Source organism: Enterobacter genomosp. O, assembly GCF_001022965.1.
Lineage (GTDB): Bacteria > Pseudomonadota > Gammaproteobacteria > Enterobacterales > Enterobacteriaceae > Enterobacter > Enterobacter cloacae_L.
The window spans coordinates 446,100-472,183 of sequence record NZ_LECZ01000024.1 but is presented as its reverse complement, the minus strand read 5'-3'; the positions used below and the strand labels follow the sequence as shown (position 1 = coordinate 472,183).

Below are 26,084 nucleotides of genomic sequence, written 5' to 3'. Positions count from 1 at the left end.
TTTCAGAGAAACGTCTCAACGGCTTCTCGCATTTTTTTGACGTGCAGCCCGTAGACCACCTGAACGTTGTTACCTTGTTTGATAATCCCTTTTGCGCCGGTCGCCTTCAGGCGTGGCTCGTCGATAATGGCGACGTCCTTCACCGTGACGCGCAGGCGGGTGTAGCAGTTATCCACCACTTCAATATTTTCCCTGCCGCCGAGCCCCGCCACGATGGATTCGCCCAGCCCGTCGTTGTTGCCTTTGGCCTGGTACTCCTGCTTGCTGTAGAGGCGCGTCTCCTTATCGTCATCCTCACGGCCCGGCGTCTTCATGTTGAAGCGCAGGATCAGGAAGCGGAACACCGCGAAATAGAGGGCGAACATGATCAGCCCGACCACGATGTACATCGGCCAGTTGGACTTTTCCGTGCCGAGCGGCAGGTTGTAGAGGATGAAGTCGATAATCCCGTTGGCGCCGATGGCGTGAACGCCCAGCAGCGAGAACAGCATCATGCCGATGCCGGTCAGCACCGCGTGCACCACGAACAGCAGCGGGGCGACGAACAGGAAGGAGAACTCAATGGGTTCGGTAACGCCGACCAGCAGAGAGGTGAGCGCTGCCGGGATCAGAATCGCCTTTGCCGCCGCTTTGCGCTCCGGCTTCGCGGTCATGTACATCGCCAGCGCCGCCGCTGGCAGGCCAAACATCTTGCTGATGCCGCGGGCATCCCACACCACGGTGCTGCTGAGCTGCTTCACGTCCGGGCAGGCCATCTCGGCAAAATAGATATTGCGTGCGCCCTGATAGGTTGCGCCGCAGACTTCCTGCGTGCCGCCCAGCTCGGTATACAGGAACGGGGTATAGACCAGGTGATGCAGGCCGGTAGGCACCAGAATACGCTCCAGGAAACCGTATATGGCAACTCCAAACGGCCCGGAGCCTTTGATGGCCAGCGCCAGGGCGCTGATGCCGTGCTGGGCAAAGGGCCACAGCTCACTCATCACCACGCCGAGCAGCATAGAGACGGGGAGCATGACGATGGCGACAAAACAGTGGCCGGAGTAAATCGCCATCGCGCCGTTAAACTGTACGCCGGAGTATTTGTTGTACAGGTACCCGGAAAGCGCCCCGGTCAGTATCCCGGCAAACACCCCCATCTCCAGCACCTGCACGCCCAGTACCATCGTCTGCCCGGCCGCTTTCATCTGCGCGGCAGGCGCAAGCTCGCCCTGGAGCTGTAGCGTTACGTTCATGGCGTTAATGAACACGACAAAGGTCACCAGGCCAATCAGCGCGGCATAGCCTTTATCGCGGGTCGCCAGGCCAATCGGGATGCCGACGGCAAACACCAGCGCCAGGTTGACCAGCACCGACACGGCAGATTTCGCGATAAGCTGACCAAGGTGCTGGATCAGCGGATGGCCAAGAAACGGCAGATATTCCGCAAGATTACCGTTACCCAGCACGTTACCAAAGGCGATAAAAAGACCGACGATCGGTAAGATCAGCACCGGTCCGTACAATGATTTTCCGAAATTTTGTAGGGCGTTCACGGCTCGTTTCATGGCTTTCTCTCTTATTGAACCGCGCACTCGGGGTGCGTCATGGTTATAAAACTAGCAGCCTTTAGACACGCTTATCCATCTATCTTATTGTTTTAAAAACAAATGACCTCAAAGGTAACATGTGACGTTTGGTGCTGTGATCGGTGTAGCATTGCCGGAGGGCAATAGGGAACCGTTCTGCGAGGCGCTTTCAGGATTCTAAAATTGGACTTTTTGAATTAATGAAACTTGCGGATAATACTTATCCGGACGACGACCAACAGGCCCCAAAGGCCAGGGACAAAGGATGAAACCGTTTCGCCTAGCCGCGATTTCTCTCGCGCTGCTTACCACGTTTACGCTTGTCGGCTGTGATAACAGCGACGATACCACTCAGTCTGCGGCTCCCGCCGCCTCCACCCCATCGACACCGAAAGCCGCGGAAAAGCCCGACGCTGATAAGCTGGCAAAACTTGCGGCGCAGAGTCAGGGCAAAGCGTTAACCCTGCTGGATGCCTCAGAGGTGCAGCTGGACGGCGCTTCAACGCTGGTGCTGACATTCTCTGTTCCGCTAAATCCCGATCAGGATTTCGCAAAAACCGTGCATGTCGTGGACAAGAAAAGCGGCAAGGTTGATGGGGCGTGGGAACTTGCACCTAACCTGAAAGAGCTTCGCCTGCGCCATCTGGAGCCTAACCGCAACCTGGTCGTCACCGTTGAACGTGATCTGCAGGCGCTGAACAAGGCGACGTTCGGCATTGATTATGAAAAAGCCCTGACCACCCGGGACGTTGAACCCACTGTGGGTTTTGCCAGCCGCGGCTCGCTGCTGCCGGGCAAGGTGGTGGAAGGTCTGCCGGTGATGGCGCTCAACGTCAACAATGTGGACGTGAATTTCTACCGCGTGAAGCCCGAATCGCTGGCCTCTTTTGTCAGCCAGTGGGAATACCGCAACTCGCTGACCAACTGGGAATCCGACAACCTGCTGAAGATGGCGGAGCTGGTTTACACCAGTCGTTTCGACCTCAATCCGGCGCGCAACACGCGTGAAAAATTGCTGCTTCCCCTGAAGGATATTAAACCGCTCCAGCAGTCTGGCGTTTATATCGCGGTCATGAACCAGGCCGGGCATTACAACTACAGCAACGCCGCGACGCTCTTTACCTTAAGCGATATTGGCCTGTCCGCTCACCGTTATCATAACCGTCTGGACATTTTCACCCAGAGTCTGGAGAACGGCGCGGCGCAATCCGGCGTCACCGTTACCCTGCTGAACGATAAAGGGCAGACGCTTGCCGAAGCGAACAGCGACGGCGATGGCCACGCAAAGCTTGAGACCGATAAAGAAGCCGCGCTGATCCTCGCCAGCAAAGACGGCCAGACTACGCTGCTTGATCTCAAGCTGCCTGCGCTCGACCTGGCGGAGTTCGACATCGCAGGGAGCCCTGGCTACAGCAAGCAATTCTTTATGTTTGGCCCACGCGATCTCTACCGCCCGGGCGAAACGGTGATCCTTAACGGTTTGCTGCGCGACAGCGACGGTAAGCCACTTCCCGACCAGCCCGTGAAGCTTGACGTACTGCGTCCGGACGGACAGGTCGCGCGCACGATTGTCGTCAAGCCAGAGAACGGCCTCTATCGTTTTAACTATCCGCTGGACAGCGGGGCGCAGACCGGCATGTGGCATATCCGCGCCAACACGGGCGATAACCTGCAGCGTCTGTGGGACTTCCACGTCGAAGATTTTATGCCTGAGCGTATGGCGCTTAACCTGAGCGGGCAAAAAACGCCGGTTTCACCTCAGGATAACGTCGACTTCAACGTGGTCGGGTATTACCTCTATGGCGCGCCGGCCAACGGAAATTCTCTGCAGGGCCAGCTTTTCCTGCGTCCGCTGCGTGACGCGGTGGCTGCACTGCCGGGCTTCCAGTTTGGTGATATCGCCGAGGACAACCTGAGCCGCAGTCTGGATGAAGTTCAGCTTACGCTCGACGAACAGGGGCGTGGGCAGGTTTCTACCGAAAGCCAGTGGAAAGAGGTGCACTCTCCTCTCCAGCTGATCCTGCAGGCCAGCCTGCTGGAGTCGGGCGGTCGTCCGGTGACGCGCCGTGCCGAGCAGGCCATCTGGCCAGCGGCGGAGCTGCCGGGCATCCGTCCTCAGTTCGCCAGTAAAGCCGTTTACGACTATCGCACCGATACCACCGTTAACCAGCCGATTGTCGACGAGAACGGCAACGCCAGCTTCGATATCGTGTATGCCGATGCCAGCGGGGCGAAAAAAGCCGTTTCCGGGTTACAGGTTCGTCTGATCCGCGAGCGTCGGGACTATTACTGGAACTGGTCCGAAAGCGAAGGCTGGCAGTCGCAGTTTGATCAAAAAGATCTCATTGAAGGCGAACAGGAGCTGACCCTTAAGGCCGATGAAACCGGCAAAGTCACCTTCCCGGTGGAGTGGGGCTCTTATCGTCTGGAGGTTAAAGCGCCGGATGAGATGGTCAGCAGCGTGCGTTTCTGGGCAGGGTATAGCTGGCAGGATAACAGCGACGGCACCGGGGCTGCGCGTCCTGACCGCGTGACGCTGAAGCTGGATAAGCCAGCGTATCAGCCTGGCGATACCATCAATCTGCACATTGCAGCGCCGGCAGCAGGCAAGGGCTATGCAATGATCGAATCCAGCGAAGGGCCGCTGTGGTGGAAAGAGATCGACGTCCCGGCAAACGGGCTTGATCTCGCCATCCCGGTCGACAAGGCCTGGAAACGTCACGATCTCTATCTCAGCACGCTGGTGGTTCGTCCTGGGGATAAATCCAAATCCGCCACGCCGAAACGCGCGGTCGGTTTGCTGCATCTGCCGATGGGCGACGAAAATCGCCGCCTGAATATTGCGCTGGATAACCCGCAAAAAATGCGTCCAAACCAGACGCTCTCTGTGAAGGTGAAAGCCAGCGTGAAAGAGGGCACTGTGCCGCAGAAGGTGAACGTGCTGGTCTCGGCGGTGGACAGCGGCGTGCTGAACATTACCGATTACGTCACGCCAGATCCGTGGCAGGCGTTCTTTGGTCAGAAGCGCTACGGCGCGGATATCTACGATATCTATGGCCAGGTCATTGAAGGCCAGGGCCGCATGGCCGCACTGCGTTTTGGTGGCGATGGGGACGAGCTGAAGCGCGGCGGCAAACCGCCGGTGAACCACGTTACCATTATCGCCCAGCAGGCGCAGCCGGTTACGCTTGATGCCAACGGGGAAGGTACCGTTACGCTGCCGATTGGCGACTTCAACGGCGAGCTGCGCCTGATGGCGCAGGCTTGGACGGAAGACGATTTCGGCAGCAGCGAAAGCAAGGTTATTGTGGCCGCGCCGGTCATTACCGAGTTGAATACTCCGCGCTTCCTGGCAAGCGGTGACACCTCGCGCCTGACGCTGGATCTCACTAACCTGACTGACAGGCCGCAAACGCTGAACGTGGCACTGACCGCAACCGGCAAACTGTCTCTTGAAGGTGCACAGCCGCAGCCGGTGCAACTGCCGCCAGGTGCACGAACCACCCTGTTTATTCCGGTGCGCGCGCTGGACGGCTATGGAGATGGTGAAGTGACCGCGCAGGTGACTGGCCTGCAGCTTCCTGGCGAGACCTTCGCTCCGCAGCAGAAGAGCTGGAAAATCGGCGTGCGTCCGGCGTTCCCGGCACAAACGGTGAACACGGGGGCCATGCTGAACCCTGGTGAATCCTGGACCGCACCGGCGCAGCATAGCAACGGTTTCTCTCCTGCCACCCTGCAGGGACAACTGTTGCTGAGCGGCAAACCGCCGCTCAACCTGGCGCGCTATATTCGCGAACTGCAGGCGTATCCGTATGGCTGTCTGGAACAAACCACCAGCGGTCTGTTCCCGTCGCTCTACACCAACGCGGCGCAGCTTACCGCGCTTGGCATCAAGGGGGACACCGATGACAAGCGCCGTGCGGCCATTGATATTGGCATCTCGCGGCTGCTGCAAATGCAGCGTGAAGACGGTGGTTTTGCGCTGTGGGATAAAAACGGTCCGGAAGAGTACTGGCTGACCGCCTACGTGACCGACTTCCTGGTGCGCGCGGGCGAGCAGGGCTACAGCGTGCCTACCGACGCGGTCAATAACGCGAACAACCGTTTGCTGCGCTACCTGCAGGATCCGGGCATGATGTCCATTCGCTACAGCGACGATACGCAGGCCAGCAAGTTTGCCGTGCAGGCTTATGCCGCGCTGGTGCTGGCTCGTCAGCAAAAAGCACCGTTGGGCGCGCTGCGTGAAATCTGGGATCGTCACGGGCAGGCGGCTTCCGGGCTGCCGCTGATGCAGCTGGGTATGGCGCTTAAGCTGATGGGCGATGCCCCGCGCAGCCAGCAGGCGCTGGATCTGGCACTCAAAACACCGCGTAACGACAGCAAAACCTGGATGGCCGATTATGGCAGCCAGCTTCGCGATAACGCGCTGATGCTCTCTCTTCTGGAAGAGTACAAGCTGCTGCCGGACGCGCAAAATACGCTGCTGAATGCGCTGTCCGAACAGGCCTTCAGCCAGCGCTGGCTGTCCACCCAGGAGAGTAACGCGCTGTTCCTGGCCGGACGTTCGCTGCAAACCCTTTCAGGTACGTGGCAGGCGAATACTACGCTGTCTGATACCGCATCAGGCGGGGATAAGGCGCTGGTACAAAACGTGAACGGTGACCAGCTTGGCACACTGCAGGTGACCAATACCGGGACGACGCCGCTGTGGGTCCGCCTGGACAGCACCGGTTATCCAGAAAATGCACCTCAGCCGAGCTCGAACGTGCTGCAGGTTGAACGTCATATTCTGGCAACCGACGGCAGCACGAAATCGCTCTCTTCGCTGAAGAGCGGTGAACTGGTGCTGGTGTGGCTGGAAGTGAAAGCCAGCCAGAACGTGCCGGACGCGCTGGTGGTGGATCTCCTCCCTGCGGGTCTGGAACTGGAAAACCAGAACCTGGCGAGCAGCAGCGCCAGCCTGCAGGACAGCGGCAGCGATGTGCAGAACCTGCTCAGCCAGATGCAGCAGGCTGACATTCAGCATATGGAATTCCGCGACGACCGCTTTGTCGCGGCTGTACCGGTAAATGAAGGTCAGCCGGTTACGCTGGTTTATCTGGCACGCGCTGTAACGCCGGGAACTTATCAGGTGCCGGTTCCGATGGTGGAGTCAATGTACGTGCCGCAGTGGCGGGCAACGGGTGCGGCCAGTGGCCCGCTGATTGTTGTTCCGTAATATGCGGATAGCACGTTTGATACGCTCCCGCTGGCTGTGGCTGGCGGGAGCGCTTCTCATTTTATGGGGGCTGATCCTGGCCGCTGACCGCCTGTGGCCGTTGCCTCTGAAAGAGGTTAACCCCGCGCGGGTGGTGGTGGATGAGAAGGGAACGCCGCTCTGGCGTTTTGCCGACAACGACGGGATCTGGCGCTATCCGGTTACGATTGAAGAGGTCTCTCCCCGCTATCTTGAGGCGCTGATCCAGTACGAAGATCGCTGGTTCTGGGATCATCCTGGCGTCAACCCGCTCTCTGTCCTGCGCGCCGCCTGGCAGGATCTCAGTTCCGGGAAAGTCGTTTCTGGCGGCAGTACGCTCACTATGCAGGTGGCGCGCCTGCTGGATCCGCATCCGCGCACTTTTGGCGGCAAAATTCGTCAGCTCTGGCGGGCGATGCAGCTGGAGTGGCATCTTTCTAAACGCGAAATCCTCACGCTCTATCTCAACCGTGCTCCGTTTGGCGGGACGCTGCAGGGGGTGGGGGCGGCAAGCTGGACCTATCTTGGCAAACCGCCGTCGCAACTCAGCTATTCCGACGCGGCGCTGCTGGCTGTGCTCCCGCAGGCACCGAGCCGTTTACGTCCGGACCGCTGGCCTGAGCGGGCCGAAGCGGCGCGCAATAAAGTGCTCGATCGCATGGCGACGCAGGGGGTCTGGTCTGCAAAGCAGGTCAAAGAATCCCGTGAAGAATCGGTATGGCTGGCGCCCCGACAGATGCCGCAGCTGGCTCCGCTCTTTGCACGCATGATGCTCAGCAAAAGTCGCGACACTAAAATTGTCACCACGCTTGATGCCGGGCTGCAGCGGCAGCTGGAAGAGCTGGCAATGAACTGGAAATCCCGCCTGCCGGCACGCAGCTCGCTGGCGATGATCGTCGTGGATCATACCGATATGAAAGTACGCGGCTGGGTTGGATCGGTGGATATCAACGATGACACGCGTTTTAGCCACGTCGATATGGTCAATGCGATCCGATCGCCAGGATCGGTGCTGAAACCGTTTATCTACGGCATGGCGCTGGACGATGGTCTGATCCATCCCGCCTCGTTGCTGCAGGACGTTCCAAGAAAAACCGGTGATTATCGCCCCGGGAATTTTGACAGCGGGTTCCACGGACCGGTCAGCATGAGTGAAGCGCTGGTGCGCTCCCTCAACCTGCCGGCCGTCCAGGTGCTGGAAGCCTACGGGCCAAAACGTTTTGCCGGGATGCTGAGTAACGCAGGCCTGCCGCTGATCCTGCCCGCGGGGGCTCAGCCGAATCTGTCTCTGATCCTCGGCGGGGCCGGCGCGCGGCTGGCAGATATCGCCGCGGCCTACAGCGCCTTTGCCCGACACGGTAAGGCGGGAAGGTTGCGGCTACAGCCAGGCGATCCGCTGAGTGAACGACCGTTACTGTCACAAGGCTCGGCGTGGATTATTCGCCGTATTCTGGCGAATGAGGCGCAGCCGCTACCGGATAACGCGCTGCCGCAGGTTGCGCCGCTGGCCTGGAAAACGGGCACCAGCTACGGCTACCGCGATGCATGGGCCATTGGTCTGAATGCCCGCTACGTGATAGGCATCTGGACCGGGCGACCGGACGGCACTCCCGTGGCGGGGCAGTTTGGTTTTGCCAGCGCGGTTCCGCTACTGAACCAGGTCAATAACCTGCTTCAGTCACGTTCAACGGTAGACGAAGCCCGTTTGCCGCGCGATCCGCGCCCGGCAAGCGTTGGGCGGGGCGCGATTTGCTGGCCTGGCGGCCAGTCGCTGCCGCAGGGCAGTGAAAACTGCCGACGCCGTCTGTCGACCTGGCTGCTTGAAGGGAGTGAACCGCCCACGCTGCTGTTGCCGGAGCAGGAAGGTATTCGCGGCATTCGTTTCCCGGTCTGGCTGGATAAAACGGGCAAACGTGTGGCAGCGGATTGCCCGGATGCAACCGAGAAGGTTCTTGACGTCTGGCCGCTGCCGCTGGAGCCGTGGCTGCCTGCCAATGAGCGTCGTGCGGTACGGGTTCCTCCTTCATCAGCAACCTGCCCTCCGCTCTCGCAGGACGCGCCTGCGCCACTCATCCTGACCGGCGTGCGCGAAGGGGCCGTCATTAAACGTCTGCCGGGGGAATCCCGCGTTTCGCTGCCGCTTCAGGCGACCGGCAATAGCGGCGAGCGCTGGTGGTTTTTGAACGGAGAGCCTCTCGACGTGAAAGGAAGAGTTTACACATTACAGCTTGATAAATCGGGCGATTATCAGTTACTCGTTATGGATGAGACCGGACAGGTTGCGACGGTGAATTTTACGCTGCAGTGACCTTAAAACAGCATTCGGCTGTGAGCTGTTGCTAAAACTCGTCTTATTTAAAAAAATGTTACCTGAATCCATAGGCAATGGCGCTATTGCTCATTATAATCCGCGCCACACCATACTCAGGTATGCAAAACAACAGAACATTGACAGAGGTTATCATGGCTATTGAACGTACTTTTTCCATCATCAAACCAAACGCGGTGGCAAAAAACGTTATTGGCAGCATCTTCGCTCGCTTTGAATCAGCAGGGTTCAAAATTGTTGGCACCAAAATGCTGCACCTGACCGTTGAGCAGGCTCGTGGTTTCTACGCCGAGCACGAAGGTCGCCCATTCTTTGACGGCCTGGTTGAGTTCATGACCTCCGGTCCAATCGTTGTATCCGTGCTGGAAGGCGAAAACGCAGTACAGCGTCACCGCGATCTGCTGGGTGCAACCAACCCGGACAATGCGCTGGCAGGTACCCTGCGCGCTGACTACGCAGACAGCTTCACCGAGAACGGCACTCACGGTTCCGACTCCGTTGAATCTGCTGCGCGCGAAATCGCTTTCTTCTTCGCAGAAGGCGAAGTGTGTCCACGTACCCGTTAATTTAACGGTTTCGTTTACACATTATTTTCGTAAATGCCGCGTCCAGACGTGGCATCCCTGCGCCAGACTTTGTACAATGCAACGCCCCGGACGAGCAGACCGCTTTCCGGGGCGTTTCTATTCAACCCTCCATGGGCCATAACGTGTAACAACGAGGCCGGTAAATATTATGTCTGAATTAGTGAATACCTCCGAAGTCGCCATTCCTGCGGTTCCAAATAAAAATGGAAAAATCAACCTGCTGGATCTGAACCGTCAGCAGATGCGCGAGTTCTTTAAAGATATGGGCGAAAAGCCGTTTCGTGCCGATCAGGTCATGAAGTGGATGTACCATTACTGCAGCGACAATTTTGATGACATGACTGACATCAACAAGGTCCTGCGCAATAAGCTCAAAGAAGTGGCTGAAATCCGCGCACCGGAAGTGGTGGAAGAGCAGCGCTCGGCCGATGGCACCATCAAATGGGCAATTGCGGTCGGCGATCAGCGCGTTGAAACCGTCTACATTCCGGAAGAAGACCGTGCCACGCTCTGCGTCTCCTCTCAGGTGGGCTGTGCGCTGGAGTGCAAATTCTGCTCAACCGCGCAGCAAGGCTTTAACCGTAACCTGCGCGTGTCAGAAATTATCGGCCAGGTCTGGCGTGCCGCGAAAATCGTGGGTGCGGCAAAAGTGACCGGTACTCGTCCCATCACCAACGTGGTCATGATGGGTATGGGTGAGCCGCTGCTGAACCTGACCAACGTGGTTCCGGCGATGGAAATCATGCTGGATGACTTCGGTTTTGGTCTGTCCAAGCGTCGCGTGACGCTGTCTACCTCAGGCGTCGTGCCTGCGCTGGACAAGCTCGGCGATATGATTGACGTTGCGCTGGCAATCTCCCTGCACGCGCCAAACGATGAAATTCGTGACGAAATTGTGCCGATCAACAAAAAGTACAATATCGAAACCTTCCTCGCTGCCGTGCGTCGCTATCTGGAAAAATCCAACGCCAATCAGGGCCGCGTAACTATCGAGTACGTCATGCTCGATCACGTCAACGACGGTACCGAGCATGCGCATCAGCTGGCTGAATTGCTGAAGGATACGCCATGCAAAATCAACCTGATTCCGTGGAACCCGTTCCCGGGCGCGCCGTATGGCCGCAGCTCGAACAGCCGCATCGATCGCTTCTCCAAGGTGCTGATGGAGTACGGTTTCACCACCATCGTGCGTAAAACCCGTGGTGATGACATTGATGCAGCATGTGGACAGCTGGCAGGTGATGTGATTGACCGTACTAAGCGTACCCTGCGTAAACGCATGCAGGGCGAGACGATCGCGGTTAAAGCTGTTTGATTATTATGCACTCACGGCGCATTATCTGCGCCGTGAAGCATAATCTTACTGAATAACCAGTCAGATTCGTGATGACTGCTCAATAATTACGGTGCGTTTCATCCGACTTTCGGGCAGTATGTAACGACGTAACAACAGTTTAGCCGTACGGGCAGGGCTGTACTGTCATCTCCGGGCTGACAGTCTTATACTGTCTGTTCAAGGTTATTAACTGACCAGAAGTTTCGCGGTGCGGGTGGCATTGTGACTCACCGGCACCTGAACCCTTTTTTTCACGTACCAGTAGTTGTAGCGAATGAATACTGAAGCCACTCACGACCAAAATGAAGCACTCTCCACTGGCGTTCGTCTTCGCAACGCCCGTGAACAACTCGGACTCAGCCAGCAAGCCGTTGCGGAACGCTTGTGCCTGAAGGTTTCCACGGTTCGCGATATTGAAGAAGATAAGGCACCCGCCGATCTGGCTTCAACTTTCCTGCGCGGTTATATCCGCTCTTACGCAAAACTGGTGCACATCCCCGAAAACGAATTACTGCCAATGATGGAGAAGCAGGCCCCGGTCCGTGCAGCAAAAGTTGCGCCGATGCAGACCTTCTCCCTGGGGAAACGTCGTAAAAAACGTGATGGCTGGCTGATGAGCTTTACCTGGCTGGTGCTGTTTGTGGTGATCGGTCTGACCGGCGCATGGTGGTGGCAAAACCACAAGGCGCAGCAGGAAGAGATCACCACCATGGCCGATCAATCCTCCGCCGAACTTAACCAGGCCGGAAGCGATAACGCCCAGAGCGTGCCGCTGAATACCGACGGCGCGGCCACCTCCAGCGAGCCACAGACGGCTGCGACAGAGGCGCCAGCAACCAATGCTGCGCAGGCTCCGGCAACAACGGCTAACACTGCTGCGCCACAGGCTCAGGATCAAAACGCGGTGGTTTCCCCTTCTCAGGCAAATGTTGACACTGCGGCGAACGCGCCTGCGGCCACTCAGCCTGCAGACAATACCGCAGCGTCTCTGCCTACCAGCCCGGCGGGTACTGCTACAGCAGCCGATCCAAACGCGCTGGTAATGAACTTCAGCGCCGACTGCTGGCTGGAAGTGACTGACGCGACAGGTAAAAAGCTGTTCAGCGGCCTGCAGCGTAAAGATGGCACGTTAAACCTAACCGGCCAGGCTCCTTATAAACTTAAAATCGGCGCTCCGGCAGCGGTACAGATCCAGTATCAAGGAAAACCTGTCGACCTGAGCCGCTTTATCAGAACTAACCAGGTTGCACGTCTTACCGTTAATGCCGAACAATCAGCAGCACAGTAACAGACGGGCAACGCGGGAGATTTTTCATGCATAACCAGGCTCCGATTCAACGTAGAAAATCGAAACGGATTTACGTTGGGAATGTGCCAGTCGGCGATGGGGCACCTATCGCCGTTCAGTCGATGACCAACACGCGCACCACGGATGTGGAAGCGACGGTCAATCAAATCAAAGCATTAGAGCGAGTCGGGGCGGACATCGTTCGCGTCTCCGTCCCGACCATGGACGCCGCTGAGGCGTTCAAGCTGATCAAACAGCAGGTCAGCGTTCCTCTGGTCGCGGATATCCACTTCGACTATCGCATCGCACTGAAAGTGGCCGAATACGGCGTCGACTGCCTGCGTATTAACCCGGGCAACATCGGAAACGAAGAGCGTATCCGCATGGTTGTGGACTGCGCGCGCGATAAAAATATTCCTATCCGCATCGGCGTCAACGCCGGTTCCCTGGAAAAAGATCTGCAGGAAAAATACGGTGAGCCTACGCCGCAGGCGCTGCTCGAATCCGCGATGCGCCACGTTGATCATCTCGATCGTCTTAACTTCGATCAGTTCAAAGTCAGCGTAAAAGCGTCCGACGTTTTCCTTGCGGTGGAGTCTTACCGTCTGCTGGCAAAACAGATCGACCAGCCTCTGCACCTCGGGATCACCGAAGCGGGCGGCCTGCGCAGCGGTTCTGTAAAATCCGCGATCGGTCTGGGGCTGCTGCTCTCCGAAGGGATCGGTGACACCCTGCGCGTTTCGCTGGCAGCCGATCCTGTCGAAGAGATCAAAGTCGGTTTTGATATCCTGAAATCACTGCGTATCCGCGCACGGGGGATCAACTTCATTGCCTGCCCAACCTGCTCACGTCAGGAGTTCGATGTGATCGGTACTGTGAACGCGCTGGAACAGCGCCTGGAAGACATTATCACCCCGATGGACGTCTCCATCATCGGCTGTGTGGTGAACGGTCCAGGTGAAGCACTGGTGTCAACCCTGGGCGTGACCGGCGGTAACAAGAAAAGTGGTCTCTATGAAGATGGCGTCCGCAAAGATCGTCTGGATAATAGCGACATGATCGACCAGCTTGAAGCCCGCATCCGTGCCAAAGCCGCCATGATGGACGAGACACAGCGCATCAGCGTTCAGCAGGTTGAAAAATAACGTGATGGGAAGCCGCGAGCTTCCCATGTATGATTGAACCCATTCTTTGGGTTTTTTTTGTATATAGAAAGAGAATAAACGTGGCAAAAAACATTCAAGCCATCCGCGGCATGAACGATTATCTGCCTGGCGAAACCGCCATCTGGCAGCGCATTGAAGGCACGCTGAAGCAGGTGCTCGGCAGCTACGGTTACAGCGAAATCCGTTTGCCGATTGTAGAGCAGACCCCGTTATTCAAACGCGCGATCGGTGAAGTGACCGACGTGGTTGAAAAAGAGATGTATACCTTTGAGGACCGCAACGGCGACAGCCTGACCCTGCGTCCGGAAGGTACGGCGGGCTGCGTACGCGCCGGCATCGAACATGGTCTTCTGTACAATCAGGAGCAGCGCCTGTGGTATATCGGCCCGATGTTCCGCCACGAACGTCCTCAGAAAGGTCGTTATCGCCAGTTCAACCAGCTGGGTGTGGAAGTGTTCGGCCTGCAGGGCCCGGACATCGACGCCGAACTGATTATGCTGACGGCCCGCTGGTGGCGCGCGCTCGGTATCGCCGATCACGTTTCCCTTGAGCTGAACTCTATCGGTTCTCTTGAAGCGCGCGCTAACTACCGCGATGCGCTGGTGGCGTTCCTGGAACAGCATAAAGAGAAGCTGGACGAAGACTGCAAACGTCGCATGTACAGTAACCCGCTGCGCGTTCTGGATTCCAAAAATCCAGATGTTCAGGCTCTGTTGAACGATGCGCCAGCGCTGGGTGACTACCTGGACGAAGAATCTCGCGAACACTTCGCGGGCCTGTGCAAGCTGCTTGAAGCGGCGGGCATTGCTTACACCGTGAACCAGCGTCTGGTGCGCGGTCTGGACTACTACAACCGTACCGTGTTTGAGTGGGTGACCACCAGCCTCGGTTCTCAGGGCACCGTGTGTGCCGGTGGCCGTTATGATGGTCTGGTTGAGCAACTTGGCGGTCGCGCAGCCCCTGCGGTTGGCTTCGCGATGGGTCTCGAGCGACTTGTTTTGCTGGTTCAGGCAGTTAATCCGGAATTTAAAGCAGATTCCGTTGTCGATATATACCTGGTGGCCTCAGGCGCGGAAACGCAGTCTGCGGCGATGCAGCTTGCTGAACGCGTGCGCGATGCGCTGCCGGAGGTGAAGCTGATGACCAACCATGGCGGCGGCAACTTCAAAAAACAGTTTGCTCGTGCCGATAAGTGGGGCGCAAGTATTGCACTGGTGCTGGGTGAGTCCGAAGTGGCTAACGGCGAAGTGGTGGTCAAGGACCTGCGCTCTGGTGAGCAGACAACGGTAACGCAGGACGGCGTTGCGGCGCACTTGCGCACTCTATTGGGCTAAGGAGAAGGACTGCGTGGAAATTTACGAGAACGAACACGATCAGGTCGACGCGATTAAGCGCTTCTTTGTCGAGAACGGCAAAGCGCTGGTTGTTGGGGTTATTTTAGGTATTGGTGCGCTGTTGGGCTGGCGCTACTGGAACAGTCATCAGGCGGATTCCGCGCGCGGCGCGTCTCTGTCCTATGAAAATACCATTAGCGCAATTCATGCCGATCAGCCACAAACGCTGGCTGCGGCAGAGAAATTTGCGGCTGACAACAAAAACACCTACGGTGCACTGGCTGCGCTGGAAGTGGCTCAACAGTACGTCGATAAAAACGAACTGGATAAAGCCGCCGCCCAGCTGTCTCAGGGCCTTGCTGCGGCCAGCGATGAAAACCTGAAAGCGGTGATCAATCTGCGCCTGGCACGTATTCAGGTTCAGCAGAAGAAAGCTGACGATGCGCTGAAAACGCTCGATACCATCAAAGGCGAAGGTTTTGCTGCCATCGTTGCCGATTTGCGCGGTGAAGCACTGCTGAGCAAAGGTGACAAAGCGGGCGCGCGTAAAGCGTGGCAAGCTGGCGTGGATAGCAAAGCATCACCTGCGCTGAGCGAAATGATGCAGATGAAAATAAATAATTTGTCCGTCTGAGAGGGACCCGATGCAATTGCGTAAATTACTTCTGCCAGGACTGCTTTCTGTTACGTTATTGAGTGGTTGTTCACTGTTCAGTGGCGAAGAAGACGTTGTAAAAATGTCCCCACTGCCGACGGTTGAAAACCAGTTTACTCCCTCCACCGCATGGAGCACCTCCGTGGGCGATGGGATTGGTGATTTCTATTCCAACCTTCATCCGGCCTTTGCCGACAGCGTAATCTATGCGGCTGACCGCAAAGGTACCGTGAAAGCGGTGAACGCCGATGACGGAAAAGAAGTGTGGTCTGTTAACCTGGCGGAAAAAGACGGCTGGTTCTCCCGTAAACCTGCACTGCTCTCCGGTGGCCTGACCGTTGCCGGCGGACACGTCTACGTGGGTAGCGAAAAAGCACAGGTTTATGCGCTGAACAGCAGCGACGGTTCTATTGCCTGGCAAACGACCGTGGCAGGTGAATCCCTGTCTCGTCCGGTGGTGAGCGACGGCCTGGTGCTGATTCATACCAGCAACGGCCAGCTGCAGGCGCTGAACGAAGCGGACGGTCTGGTGAAATGGACCGTTAACCTGGATATGCCTGCGCTCTCTCTGCGTGGTGAATCCGCGCCGGCTACCGCATTTGGTGCCGCCATTGTGGGCGGTGACAACGGTCGCGTGAGTGCAGTGCTGATGCAGCAGGGCCAGATGATCTGGCAGCAGCGTATCTCGCAGGCCACTGGCTCAACGGAAATTGACCGTCTGAGCGACGTGGACACAACGCCGGTTATCGTTAACGGTGTGGTTTACACGCTGGCTTACAACGGCAACCTGACCGCGCTGGATCTGCGCAGCGGCCAGATCATGTGGAAACGTGAGCTGGGCTCTGTGAATGATTTCATCGTTGATGGTAACCGCATCTATATGGTTGACCAGAATGACCGTCTGCTGGCGCTGAGCACCGAAGGCGGAGTGACCCTGTGGACGCAAAGCGATCTGCTGCACCGTCTGCTGACCGCACCGGCACTTTATAACGGTAGCCTGGTGGTTGGTGACAGCGAAGGGTATATGCACTGGATCGATCCGGATAACGGCCGCTTTGTTGCACAGCAAAAAGTCGACAGCTCCGGTTTCCTGACCGACCCGGTTGTGGCCGACGGCAAACTGCTGATTCAGGCAAAAGACGGCACGCTGTACGCGATCACGCGTTAATTACCCGGCGGTTGTAGTATACTAAACGGCTCCTGTTCACTCAGGAGCCGTTTTGACATTTTTAAAAACGCCGCAAAAGCGACGTTATTTTGAATTTTATGAGGCTTCAAACATGGTACCTGTGGTCGCGCTTGTCGGGCGCCCTAACGTTGGAAAATCCACTCTTTTTAACCGTTTAACACGCACCCGTGATGCGCTGGTTGCGGATTTCCCGGGGCTGACGCGTGACCGTAAGTACGGTCGTGCAGAAGTAGAAGGACGCGAGTTCATCTGTATTGATACCGGTGGTATTGACGGCACGGAAGATGGCGTTGAAACCCGCATGGCGGAACAGTCGCTGCTGGCGATTGAAGAAGCCGACGTGGTGTTGTTCATGGTGGATGCGCGCGCTGGCCTGATGCCGGCGGACTCCGCTATCGCTAAACACCTGCGTTCGCGTGAAAAACCGACCTTCCTGGTGGCGAACAAAACTGACGGTATCGATGCCGATCAGGCCGTTGCGGACTTCTGGTCTTTAGGTCTGGGTGAAATCTACCCGATTGCGGCATCGCACGGCCGCGGCGTGACCAGCCTGCTGGAAACCGTTCTGCTGCCGTGGGTTGACGAAGTTAACCCGCCGGAAGAAGTCGACGAAGACGCTGAATACTGGGCGCAGTTCGAAGAAGGTGAAGAGGGCGAAGAAGAGCCTGAAGACGACTTCAACCCGCAGGATCTGCCGATCAAGCTGGCTATCGTGGGTCGTCCAAACGTAGGTAAGTCTACACTTACTAACCGTATTCTGGGTGAAGAGCGCGTGGTCGTTTACGACATGCCGGGCACCACCCGCGACAGCATCTACATCCCAATGCAGCGCGATGAGCGTGAGTATGTCCTCATCGACACCGCCGGGGTGCGTAAGCGCGGGAAAATCACCGATGTGGTGGAAAAATTCTCCGTTATCAAAACCCTGCAGGCGATTGAAGATGCCAACGTGGTGCTGCTGGTCATTGATGCGCGTGAAGGCATTTCCGATCAGGACCTCTCTCTGCTCGGCTTTATCCTCAATAGTGGGCGCTCACTGGTCATCGTGGTCAACAAATGGGATGGCCTGAGCAATGAGGTGCGTGAGCAGGTGAAAGAGACCCTCGACTTCCGTCTGGGCTTCATCGACTTTGCTCGAGTGCACTTTATCTCTGCGTTGCACGGCAGCGGTGTGGGCAACCTGTTCGAATCCGTGCGTGAAGCGTATGACAGCTCCACCCGTCGTCAGAGTACCGCCATGCTGACCCGTATCATGAATATGGCTGCGGAAGACCATCAGCCGCCGCTGGTGCGCGGCCGTCGCGTGAAGCTGAAATATGCCCACGCCGGTGGTTATAACCCGCCAATCGTGGTGATTCACGGCAACCAGGTGAAAGACCTGCCGGATTCCTACAAGCGCTATCTGATGAACTACTTCCGCAAATCGCTGGACGTGATGGGCACGCCTATCCGCATCCAGTTCAAGGAAGGGGAAAACCCGTTCGCCAACAAGCGCAACACCCTGACGCCAAACCAGATGCGTAAGCGTAAGCGCTTGATTAAGCACATTAAGAAAAGCAAATAAGCTTTGCCGCTCTCACGAAAGCCCGCGTATATTGCGGGCTTTTTTTTGCCCAATCATACCGCCGGTTTTCTCTGTGTGAAGTCAATCACTATTCACTTTTAACCATGTTTAAATCTAAGAAAGTAGACAATCGTCGAATTTTCATCTTAAAGTCCAGGGTCCGGTACTAGACAAAACTAGCGCCTGGTTATCAAATGGTTAACCAACTTTTCGCCGCATGTAAAAAATCGGCCAGATACGTAACTGGCCGGCGTACATGCTGGTGTTTACAAGCACGACGACATACCTTTCGGGAGAATTATGCAATCCTCTGTTAATCAAAAAGAGAGCCGAACGTTCTTCGGCCATCCGTATCCGCTCGGTTCACTGTTCTTCACCGAGATGTGGGAGCGTTTCTCGTTTTACGGCATTCGTCCGTTACTGATCCTGTTTATGGCCGCCACCGTCTATGACGGCGGGATGGGGCTGGCGCGTGAAAACGCCTCAGCGATTGTGGGTATCTTTGCCGGTACCATGTACCTGGCCGCGCTGCCGGGTGGTTGGCTGGCCGACAACTGGCTCGGCCAGCAGAAGGCCGTCTGGTACGGTTCAATCCTGATTGCGCTCGGTCACCTGTCGATTGCGCTCTCGGCGGTGATGGGGAACAACCTGTTCTTTATCGGCCTGATGTTCATCGTGCTCGGCTCCGGGCTGTTCAAGACCTGTATTTCGGTGATGGTCGGCACCCTGTATAAAAAAGGCGATGCGCGTCGCGACGGCGGTTTCTCGCTGTTCTACATGGGCATCAACATGGGGTCGTTCATCGCGCCGCTGATTTCCGGCTGGCTGATTAAAACCCACGGCTGGCACTGGGGCTTTGGTATTGGCGGTATCGGGATGCTGGTGGCGCTCATTATCTTCCGCGTGTTTGCCGTTCCGGCAATGAAACGCTATGACGGTGAAGTCGGCCTCGACTCCACCTGGAACAGCCCGATCGTTAAGCGTAACGGCGTGGGCGTTTGGCTGCTGGCGCTGGCGGCAGGCGTGGCAACGATCGTGACGCTGATTGCGCAGGGCGTGATTGTCATTAACCCGGTCGCGGTAGCCAGCGTGCTGGTCTACGTGATTGCGGCATCCGTTGCCCTCTACTTTATTTATCTGTTTGTTTTTGCGGGCCTGAACCGCAAAGAGCGCGCCAGGCTGCTGGTCTGCTTTATTCTGCTGATCTCCGCGGCCTTCTTCTGGTCCGCGTTTGAGCAGAAGCCAACCTCGTTCAACCTGTTTGCCAACGACTACACTAACCGCACGATCGGTGATTTCGAAATCCCGGCGGTGTGGTTCCAGTCAATCAACGCCCTGTTCATCATCCTGTTGGCACCGGTGTTCAGCTGGGCATGGCCGAAGCTTGCGAGCAAAAATATTCGTCCGAGCAGCATCACCAAATTCGTTATCGGTATTCTGTGTGCCGCAGCGGGCTTTGGTCTGATGATGCTGGCGGCGCAGAACGTGCTGAGCAATGGTGGGGCGGGCGTGTCGCCGTTCTGGCTGGTGGGCAGCATTCTGATGCTGACGCTGGGTGAGCTGTGCCTGAGCCCGATTGGTCTGGCGACCATGACGCTGCTGGCGCCGGAAAGAATGCGCGGCCAGATGATGGGGCTGTGGTTCTGTGCGAGTGCGCTGGGTAACCTGGCGGCGGGCCTGATTGGCGGCCACGTGAAGGCCGATCAGCTGGATATGCTGCCGGATCTCTTCGCGCGCTGCTCCATCGCGCTGCTGATTTGTGCCGCGGTACTGATCGTTCTCATTGTTCCGGTGCGCCGCATGCTGGAAAATGCGCAAACTAAGCCAGCTACTAACGCCTCATAAACCTCGATTTTGCCGGGGCGGCGTTATGCCCCGGCAATTTACTCAACGAGGTAAGAACATGCTGTTAGGGTTTGTTGGACTTGGCGCAGTTGTTGAAACAGCTTACCTGCCCGCAATACGAAAACTTTTTGATACTCCCCCTCACTGTTTAGGCTTTGATATCCAGCCCGTAAAACAGCCGGAGGGTATAACGCGCTGTTCCACACTGTCTGAACTTCTCTCCCAGCCGCTTGATACCCTGTTTATCACCACCGCATCGCTGCACCATTTTGAGGTGCTGGAGCAGGCCATTGCCTCGCCCGTGCCGCGCATTGTGGTTGAAAAGCCGATTGTCGCCACGCTTTCTCAAATCGACAAGCTCAACGCGCTGCTGGCCATGCCCGGCGTGGCGCCACGCGTGCTGGCGCTCGACCACTGGATGGCGCGCATCGAAATGGTGAAGCGGCCGCTGGTTGGCAGCGTCTCTGACATCGTCAAAATCGACGGCTTTTTGCAGGAGCCGAGCGGATATAACGCCGCAGGAGAACCCATCGCGCTTAACTTTGCCACCGGCGAGCCGGATACCCGAACGCTTCGCCACCCTGATGGCGTAATTCTGGATATCGGTACGCACGTGCTGGCGATGCTGCGTGAAACGGTGCGTTATCTGGGTGGGAGTGATGATATGACCCTGCAAGTCGTCACGGCTAAAGACCGCCTGGGCCACGCTATCGCAAAAGGCGACCTGACGACGGCGGAAGGTGAGGCGCATCTTCAGGGGCATATCAGCGGCGTGCCGGTGGATATCTGGCTTAACAAATACGCAGGGCCGGCCGGCGGGCAAAAGGGCTTACGCCTCTGCCTGCGCGACGGGCGCATCATCAGCCACGACCGGCGCGGCGCTGAAGATGTACTGGAACTGATAGATGGCGACACGCGGCAATGCTGGACAATTCCCGGCACGATCTACGCGCACTGTCTTGCAGAGCAGATTCTGGGTGCCAAAAGCCTGTTTGAACGGGATCCGCAAGAGGTGAGCCGCACGACGCGCCGCAGGATAGCGGAAGTGGAGCTGCTGCTGGCGTTACAGCAACAGCTGCGTGGCCCGCACTGACCGCGACGTGGTAAAATTATCGCAGACCTCAACGCTTTGAAGGAGTCACCATGACGATTACCTGCCCGGATTGCCAGGCACCGCTTGAGCCTCAGAATGGGGTAGCGCACTGCGAAAGCTGTAATAAGGATATTGCGCTCGAAGCCCGCTGCCCGGAGTGTCATCAGCCACTCCAGGTATTAAAAGCCTGCGGGGCGGTGGACTATTTCTGCCAGAACGGCCACGGTCTTATCTCTAAAAAACGCGTGGAGTTTGTTCGGGCCGAAGGTTAATCACACACGCAGCCTTCGCCCTTCTTCCACAGCTCGACCAGCGACTCGGGCGCTTCCTGCTCCGGTACCAGCACGATGATATCGGTGTAGTGCGCCTGATTTTGCCCGGTCCAGATAATCTGGATGCGGAAATAGCGCTGGTCACCGCTGCCGGGTGACGAGGCCTGTCCCGGCGGCTGGCCGCGCGGAAAGGCCTGTTCAAGGATGCTCACCAGACGCTGGCGCTGGGCCTCATTGAGCGAGGACAGCGCGATGGTGCGCTGGCCGCTCAGCTTAGGAATAAAAGCGACGCCGCCTTCCCGGGCCAGCTCAACCACGGCGTCATCCGTCAGTTCCGGAACCTGCATTTACAGCACTCCCACCTGTTCCCAGGCTTGTTTTATGGCCTCCCCAACGCCGCTGCCGGAGCGTTTCTCTCCGTGCGCTATCGTCAGTTTTGCGAAGGCCTCAAAATCCGCATCCTGCGCCAGATTGCGATCGCAAACCGTGTCGTACCAGGCATAACCCGCTTTTTCCCAGGCGTAGCCGCCGATCGCCGTCGCAGCCAGATAAAACGCCCGGTTGGGGATGCCGGAGTTCAGGTGCACGCCGCCGTTATCCTCGCGCGTTTTAATGAAATCTTTCATGTGCGCGGGCTGCGGGTCTTTACCGAGCAGCGGATCGTCATAGGCGGTGCCCGGCTCAGACATCGAACGCAGCCCTTTGCCGTTGATCCCTTTCGCCAGCAGCCCTTCGCCAATGAGCCAGTCTGCTTTATCGGCTGTTTGCTTCAGATGGTACTGTTTGACCAGCGAGCCAAACACGTCAGACAGCGACTCGTTCAGCGCGCCCGACTGTTCAAAGTAGATTAGCCCGGCTTCGGTCTCGGTAACGCCGTGGCTCAGCTCGTGCCCCACGACGTCAATGGCGATGGTAAAGCGGTTAAAGATTTCCCCGTCCCCGTCGCCAAAGACCATCTGCTGACCGTTCCAGAAGGCGTTCTGATATTCCCGGCCATAATGCACGGTGCCGGTCAGAATCAGGCCCTTATTGTCGAGCGAATCGCGCCGATACGCTTTCCAGAAGAAATCATGGGTGATACCCAGATAATCGTAGGCTTCATCCACCGCCACATCGCCGTTCGACGGCTGGCCTTCATAACGCACCTGCGTACCCGGTAGCTCCTGGGTCTGCTTCGCATCGTAGATATCACGCTCCAGCTGCCCGGCCTTGCTCACGTGCGGCGCGGCGGGTTTGCCGGGCATGTGGGCCATTAACGTCTGGACATGGGTTAAGGTCTGGCGGGCACAGCGCTGCTGCGGTTCTGAACCGCTTTCGATAATGCGACGAAGAATATAAGGGGGAATTACGCTGTAAAGATGGGACATGCTGCTCTCCTTAGTTCTGGCAAGGCCGAATAAAAGGGAATAGCAGCAGTATAGTTTCTAACCGGCGAAGAATTATCCGGTTTTTCGCTGACGCGGCTTTTTCGCCGGTTTAATTGATTTCACTTCGCTTTCTACCCAGCCGTCCGACAGGCGGGTTGTCAGCACATCGCCGGCGTTCACCTGTTTGGTCTGCTTGAGCACTTTGCCGTCCGTCGCCGTCGTCACGCTGTAGCCGCGCGCCAGCGTGGAGAGGGGGCTGACCGCTTCAAGATGGGTCACCGCATTGCCGAAACGTTCGCGGGTGGTGCTCAGACGCGCCCGGATAGTCTCCGACAGACGATACTCCAGCTGCTGAATCCGCGTTTGCGCGCGATAAATTTTCGGCTGCGGGTTCTGCTGGTTAAGGCGCTGCGTCACGCGCTGCTGGCGCGAGACCGCGCGCTTAAGCTGGCTATCCAGCGCGAAGTTCATGCGCTGGCGCAGGCGCTCCAGCACGGTCTGCTGACGCGCCAGACGCAGCTGCGGGTGCTGCTGCTGAAGACGGTGATGGATCTGGGTAAAGCGGCGGGTACGGCTGGCAAGGAAGTAGTCCATCGCCATCTCCAGGCGCTGCTGCCCGTTCTGAATCTGTCGCAAAAGCTCCAGCTGGTTGCGGCTCACCACTTCCGCCGCCGCGGATGGCGTCGGCGCGCGTAAATCCGCGACAAAATCGGCAATAGTTACGTCTGTCTCATGCCCGACGGCACTCACCACGGGGATAAGACTTGCGAATATCGCCCGCGCCACGCGCTCGTCGTTAAAGCTCCACAGGTCTTCCAGCGAGCCGCCGCCGCGCCCAACGATTAATACGTCGCACTCCTGACGGGCGTTCGCCAGCTCAATGGCGCGCACAATCTGGCCCGGCGCATCGTCGCCCTGTACGGCGGTCGGGTAGATAATGACGGGCAGGGAGGGGTCGCGACGCTTGAGCACGTGCAAAATATCGTGCAGTGCCGCACCGGTTTTTGAGGTGATGACCCCCACGCAGTGGGCCGGTGAGGGCAGGGGCTTTTTGAACTGCTGGTCGAACAGCCCCTCGGCAGAGAGCCTGGCTTTTAACTGCTCATACTTCTGCTGCAGCAGGCCTTCGCCCGCGGGCTGCATGCTCTCGACGATAATTTGATAATCACCGCGCGGCTCGTACAGGGTGATATTGGCGCGCACCAGAACCTGCTGGCCGTGCTGAGGACGAAACGTGACGCGCCGGTTGCTGTTGCGGAACATCGCGCAGCGCACCTGGGCGGTATCGTCTTTTAGCGTAAAGTACCAGTGGCCGGAGGACGGCTGCGTGAAGTTTGAGATTTCACCGCTGATCCAGACCTGCCCCATTTCCTGCTCAAGCAGCAAACGCACCGTCTGATTCAGGCGGCTGACGGTATAAATTGAGGGGGATTGAGAGGATAACATGTGAGCGGGATCAAATTCTAAATCAGCAAGTTATTCAGTCGATAGTAACCTGCTGAGAGGCAATCGCAAGCATTTTTTTCAAAAAAGTGTAGATGCAATCGGTTACGCTCTGTATAATGCCACGGCAATATTTAACCACCCAGGTCAGAGATATTGCCCATGCTACGTATCGCTAAAGAAGCACTGACGTTTGACGACGTCCTCCTCGTTCCCGCTCATTCCACCGTTCTGCCGAATACTGCCGATCTCAGCACGCAGTTGACGAAAACCATTCGCCTGAACATTCCTATGCTCTCCGCGGCAATGGACACCGTGACTGAAGCGCGCCTGGCTATCGCCCTGGCACAGGAAGGCGGCATTGGCTTTATCCACAAAAACATGTCTATCGAACGACAGGCGGAAGAAGTTCGCCGCGTGAAGAAACATGAATCCGGCATCGTGTCTGATCCACAGACCGTTCTGCCAACCACCACGCTGCACGAAGTGAAAGCCCTGACCGAACGTAACGGCTTCGCCGGTTACCCGGTTGTGACCGAAGAGAACGAGCTGGTCGGCATCATCACCGGCCGTGACGTGCGTTTCGTGACTGACCTGAACCAGCCTGTCAGCGTCTACATGACGCCAAAAGAGCGTCTGGTTACCGTTCGCGAAGGCGAAACCCGCGACGTGGTGCTGGCAAAAATGCACGAAAAACGCGTTGAAAAAGCGCTGGTTGTCGACAGCAGCTTCCACCTGCGCGGCATGATCACCGTTAAAGACTTCCAGAAAGCAGAACGTAAACCTAACGCCTGTAAAGACGAGCATGGCCGTCTGCGCGTCGGTGCTGCGGTTGGCGCCGGTGCCGGTAACGAAGAGCGCGTTGACGCGCTGGTTGCTGCGGGCGTTGACGTCCTGCTGATTGACTCCTCTCACGGCCACTCCGAAGGCGTTCTGCAGCGTATTCGCGACACCCGTGCGAAATACCCTGACCTGCAGATCATCGGCGGTAACGTGGCCACTGGCGCAGGCGCTCGCGCGCTGGCTGACGCCGGCTGCAGCGCGGTGAAAGTAGGTATCGGTCCTGGCTCTATCTGTACTACCCGTATCGTCACCGGCGTGGGCGTTCCGCAGATCACTGCCGTGTCTGACGCGGTAGAAGCGCTGGAAGGTACCGGTATTCCGGTCATCGCTGACGGCGGTATCCGCTTCTCTGGCGACATCGCCAAAGCGATCGCCGCGGGCGCAGCTGCCGTGATGGTGGGCTCTATGCTGGCCGGTACCGAAGAATCCCCGGGTGAAATCGAACTCTTCCAGGGCCGTTCTTACAAATCTTACCGCGGTATGGGCTCCCTGGGCGCGATGTCCAAAGGTTCCTCTGACCGTTACTTCCAGACCGATAACGCCGCTGACAAACTGGTGCCGGAAGGTATCGAAGGTCGCGTAGCGTATAAAGGCCGCCTGAAAGAGATCATTCACCAGCAGATGGGCGGCCTGCGCTCCTGTATGGGCCTGACCGGCTGTGGTACCATTGACCTGCTGCGTACCAAAGCGGAATTCGTACGCATCAGCGGTGCGGGTATCCAGGAGAGCCACGTTCACGACGTGACGATCACCAAAGAGTCCCCGAACTACCGTCTGGGCTCCTGATAAGTTTCCGCGCCCGATCCAGTTACTCTATGGATTTCGGGTTGCAGGAAGGCGGCAAGTCCATTTGCCCCGGGAGCATAGTTAACTATGTGACCGGGGCGAATGGACGCAGCCAACGCACCTGCAGCCTGAAAGACGACGAGTAAATCGGGCGCTCTGTTTTTGTTTCTCTTGCCTCGGAAT

General features: G+C 57.4%; 18 protein-coding genes. 14 read left to right on the top strand and 4 right to left on the bottom strand.

The window, feature by feature from the left end; genetic code table 11:
• Positions 1-2: 2 nt before the first annotated feature.
• On the bottom strand, positions 3-1,547 hold the full coding sequence (locus tag ABR39_RS09690; RefSeq protein ID WP_047346757.1) for a PTS transporter subunit EIIC: 1,545 nt from the start codon (positions 1,545-1,547) through the stop codon (positions 3-5).
• A 286-nt stretch (positions 1,548-1,833) separates the two neighbouring features.
• On the opposite strand from ABR39_RS09690, the gene ABR39_RS09685 reads away from it, so the two are divergent.
• The 13 genes from ABR39_RS09685 to ABR39_RS09625 all read left to right on the top strand — a co-directional run bounded on the left by ABR39_RS09685 (position 1,834) and on the right by ABR39_RS09625 (position 21,462).
• On the top strand, positions 1,834-6,786 hold the full coding sequence (locus ABR39_RS09685; protein WP_047346756.1) for an alpha-2-macroglobulin family protein: 4,953 nt from the start codon (positions 1,834-1,836) through the stop codon (positions 6,784-6,786).
• A gap of 1 nt (position 6,787) precedes the next feature.
• Complete coding sequence (pbpC, locus tag ABR39_RS09680) at positions 6,788-9,112, top strand: peptidoglycan glycosyltransferase PbpC (RefSeq protein WP_047346755.1); 2,325 nt, start codon at positions 6,788-6,790, stop codon at positions 9,110-9,112.
• A gap of 155 nt (positions 9,113-9,267) precedes the next feature.
• Positions 9,268-9,699, top strand: a complete 432-nt coding sequence (ndk, locus tag ABR39_RS09675) for a nucleoside-diphosphate kinase (protein ID WP_003860625.1) — start codon at positions 9,268-9,270, stop codon at positions 9,697-9,699.
• A gap of 169 nt (positions 9,700-9,868) precedes the next feature.
• Positions 9,869-11,035 (top strand): bifunctional tRNA (adenosine(37)-C2)-methyltransferase TrmG/ribosomal RNA large subunit methyltransferase RlmN, encoded by a 1,167-nt coding sequence (locus ABR39_RS09670; protein ID WP_047346754.1) that lies wholly within the window; start codon positions 9,869-9,871, stop codon positions 11,033-11,035.
• Between the two features lie 295 nt (positions 11,036-11,330).
• Positions 11,331-12,344: a cytoskeleton protein RodZ gene (gene rodZ, locus ABR39_RS09665; protein WP_047346753.1), complete on the top strand. Its 1,014-nt coding sequence runs from the start codon at positions 11,331-11,333 to the stop codon at positions 12,342-12,344.
• Positions 12,345-12,370: 26 nt separating this feature from the next.
• A complete protein-coding gene (gene ispG, locus ABR39_RS09660; RefSeq protein ID WP_023337626.1) occupies positions 12,371-13,489 on the top strand; it encodes a flavodoxin-dependent (E)-4-hydroxy-3-methylbut-2-enyl-diphosphate synthase in 1,119 nt (372 codons plus the stop codon).
• A gap of 80 nt (positions 13,490-13,569) precedes the next feature.
• A complete protein-coding gene (gene hisS, locus ABR39_RS09655) occupies positions 13,570-14,844 on the top strand; it encodes a histidine--tRNA ligase (RefSeq protein ID WP_047346752.1) in 1,275 nt (424 codons plus the stop codon).
• Positions 14,845-14,857: 13 nt separating this feature from the next.
• Positions 14,858-15,478, top strand: a complete 621-nt coding sequence (locus ABR39_RS09650) for a YfgM family protein (protein WP_047346751.1) — start codon at positions 14,858-14,860, stop codon at positions 15,476-15,478.
• 10 nt (positions 15,479-15,488) lie between these two features.
• On the top strand, positions 15,489-16,667 hold the full coding sequence (gene bamB, locus ABR39_RS09645) for an outer membrane protein assembly factor BamB (protein WP_047346750.1): 1,179 nt from the start codon (positions 15,489-15,491) through the stop codon (positions 16,665-16,667).
• Positions 16,668-16,779: 112 nt separating this feature from the next.
• A complete protein-coding gene (gene der, locus ABR39_RS09640; protein WP_047346809.1) occupies positions 16,780-18,252 on the top strand; it encodes a ribosome biogenesis GTPase Der in 1,473 nt (490 codons plus the stop codon).
• Between the two features lie 300 nt (positions 18,253-18,552).
• The gene (locus tag ABR39_RS09635; protein ID WP_047346749.1) at positions 18,553-20,097 is read left to right on the top strand and encodes a peptide MFS transporter; all 1,545 of its coding nucleotides are present in this window, start codon (positions 18,553-18,555) and stop codon (positions 20,095-20,097) included.
• Positions 20,098-20,155: 58 nt separating this feature from the next.
• Positions 20,156-21,190: a Gfo/Idh/MocA family oxidoreductase gene (locus tag ABR39_RS09630; protein ID WP_047346748.1), complete on the top strand. Its 1,035-nt coding sequence runs from the start codon at positions 20,156-20,158 to the stop codon at positions 21,188-21,190.
• A 50-nt stretch (positions 21,191-21,240) separates the two neighbouring features.
• The gene (locus ABR39_RS09625; protein ID WP_025912814.1) at positions 21,241-21,462 is read left to right on the top strand and encodes a zinc ribbon domain-containing protein; all 222 of its coding nucleotides are present in this window, start codon (positions 21,241-21,243) and stop codon (positions 21,460-21,462) included.
• Here ABR39_RS09625 and ABR39_RS09620 read toward each other — a convergent pair.
• The 3 genes from ABR39_RS09620 to xseA form a co-directional block, all read right to left on the bottom strand.
• Entirely contained in the window at positions 21,459-21,809 is a 351-nt protein-coding gene (locus ABR39_RS09620) for a protealysin inhibitor emfourin (RefSeq protein ID WP_025757698.1), read from the bottom strand. The genes ABR39_RS09625 and ABR39_RS09620 overlap by 4 nt on opposite strands.
• Positions 21,810-22,829 (bottom strand): M4 family metallopeptidase, encoded by a 1,020-nt coding sequence (locus tag ABR39_RS09615; RefSeq protein ID WP_047346747.1) that lies wholly within the window; start codon positions 22,827-22,829, stop codon positions 21,810-21,812. It abuts the gene before it with no gap.
• A gap of 72 nt (positions 22,830-22,901) precedes the next feature.
• Positions 22,902-24,275 carry an exodeoxyribonuclease VII large subunit gene (gene xseA, locus ABR39_RS09610; protein WP_047346746.1) on the bottom strand — a complete coding sequence of 458 codons (1,374 nt, stop codon included), beginning with the start codon at positions 24,273-24,275 and terminating at the stop codon, positions 22,902-22,904.
• Between the two features lie 159 nt (positions 24,276-24,434).
• Here xseA and guaB point away from each other — a divergent pair, with 159 nt between their 5' ends.
• On the top strand, positions 24,435-25,901 hold the full coding sequence (gene guaB, locus ABR39_RS09605) for an IMP dehydrogenase (RefSeq protein ID WP_010433923.1): 1,467 nt from the start codon (positions 24,435-24,437) through the stop codon (positions 25,899-25,901).
• The last annotated feature ends 183 nt before the right edge of the window (positions 25,902-26,084 follow it).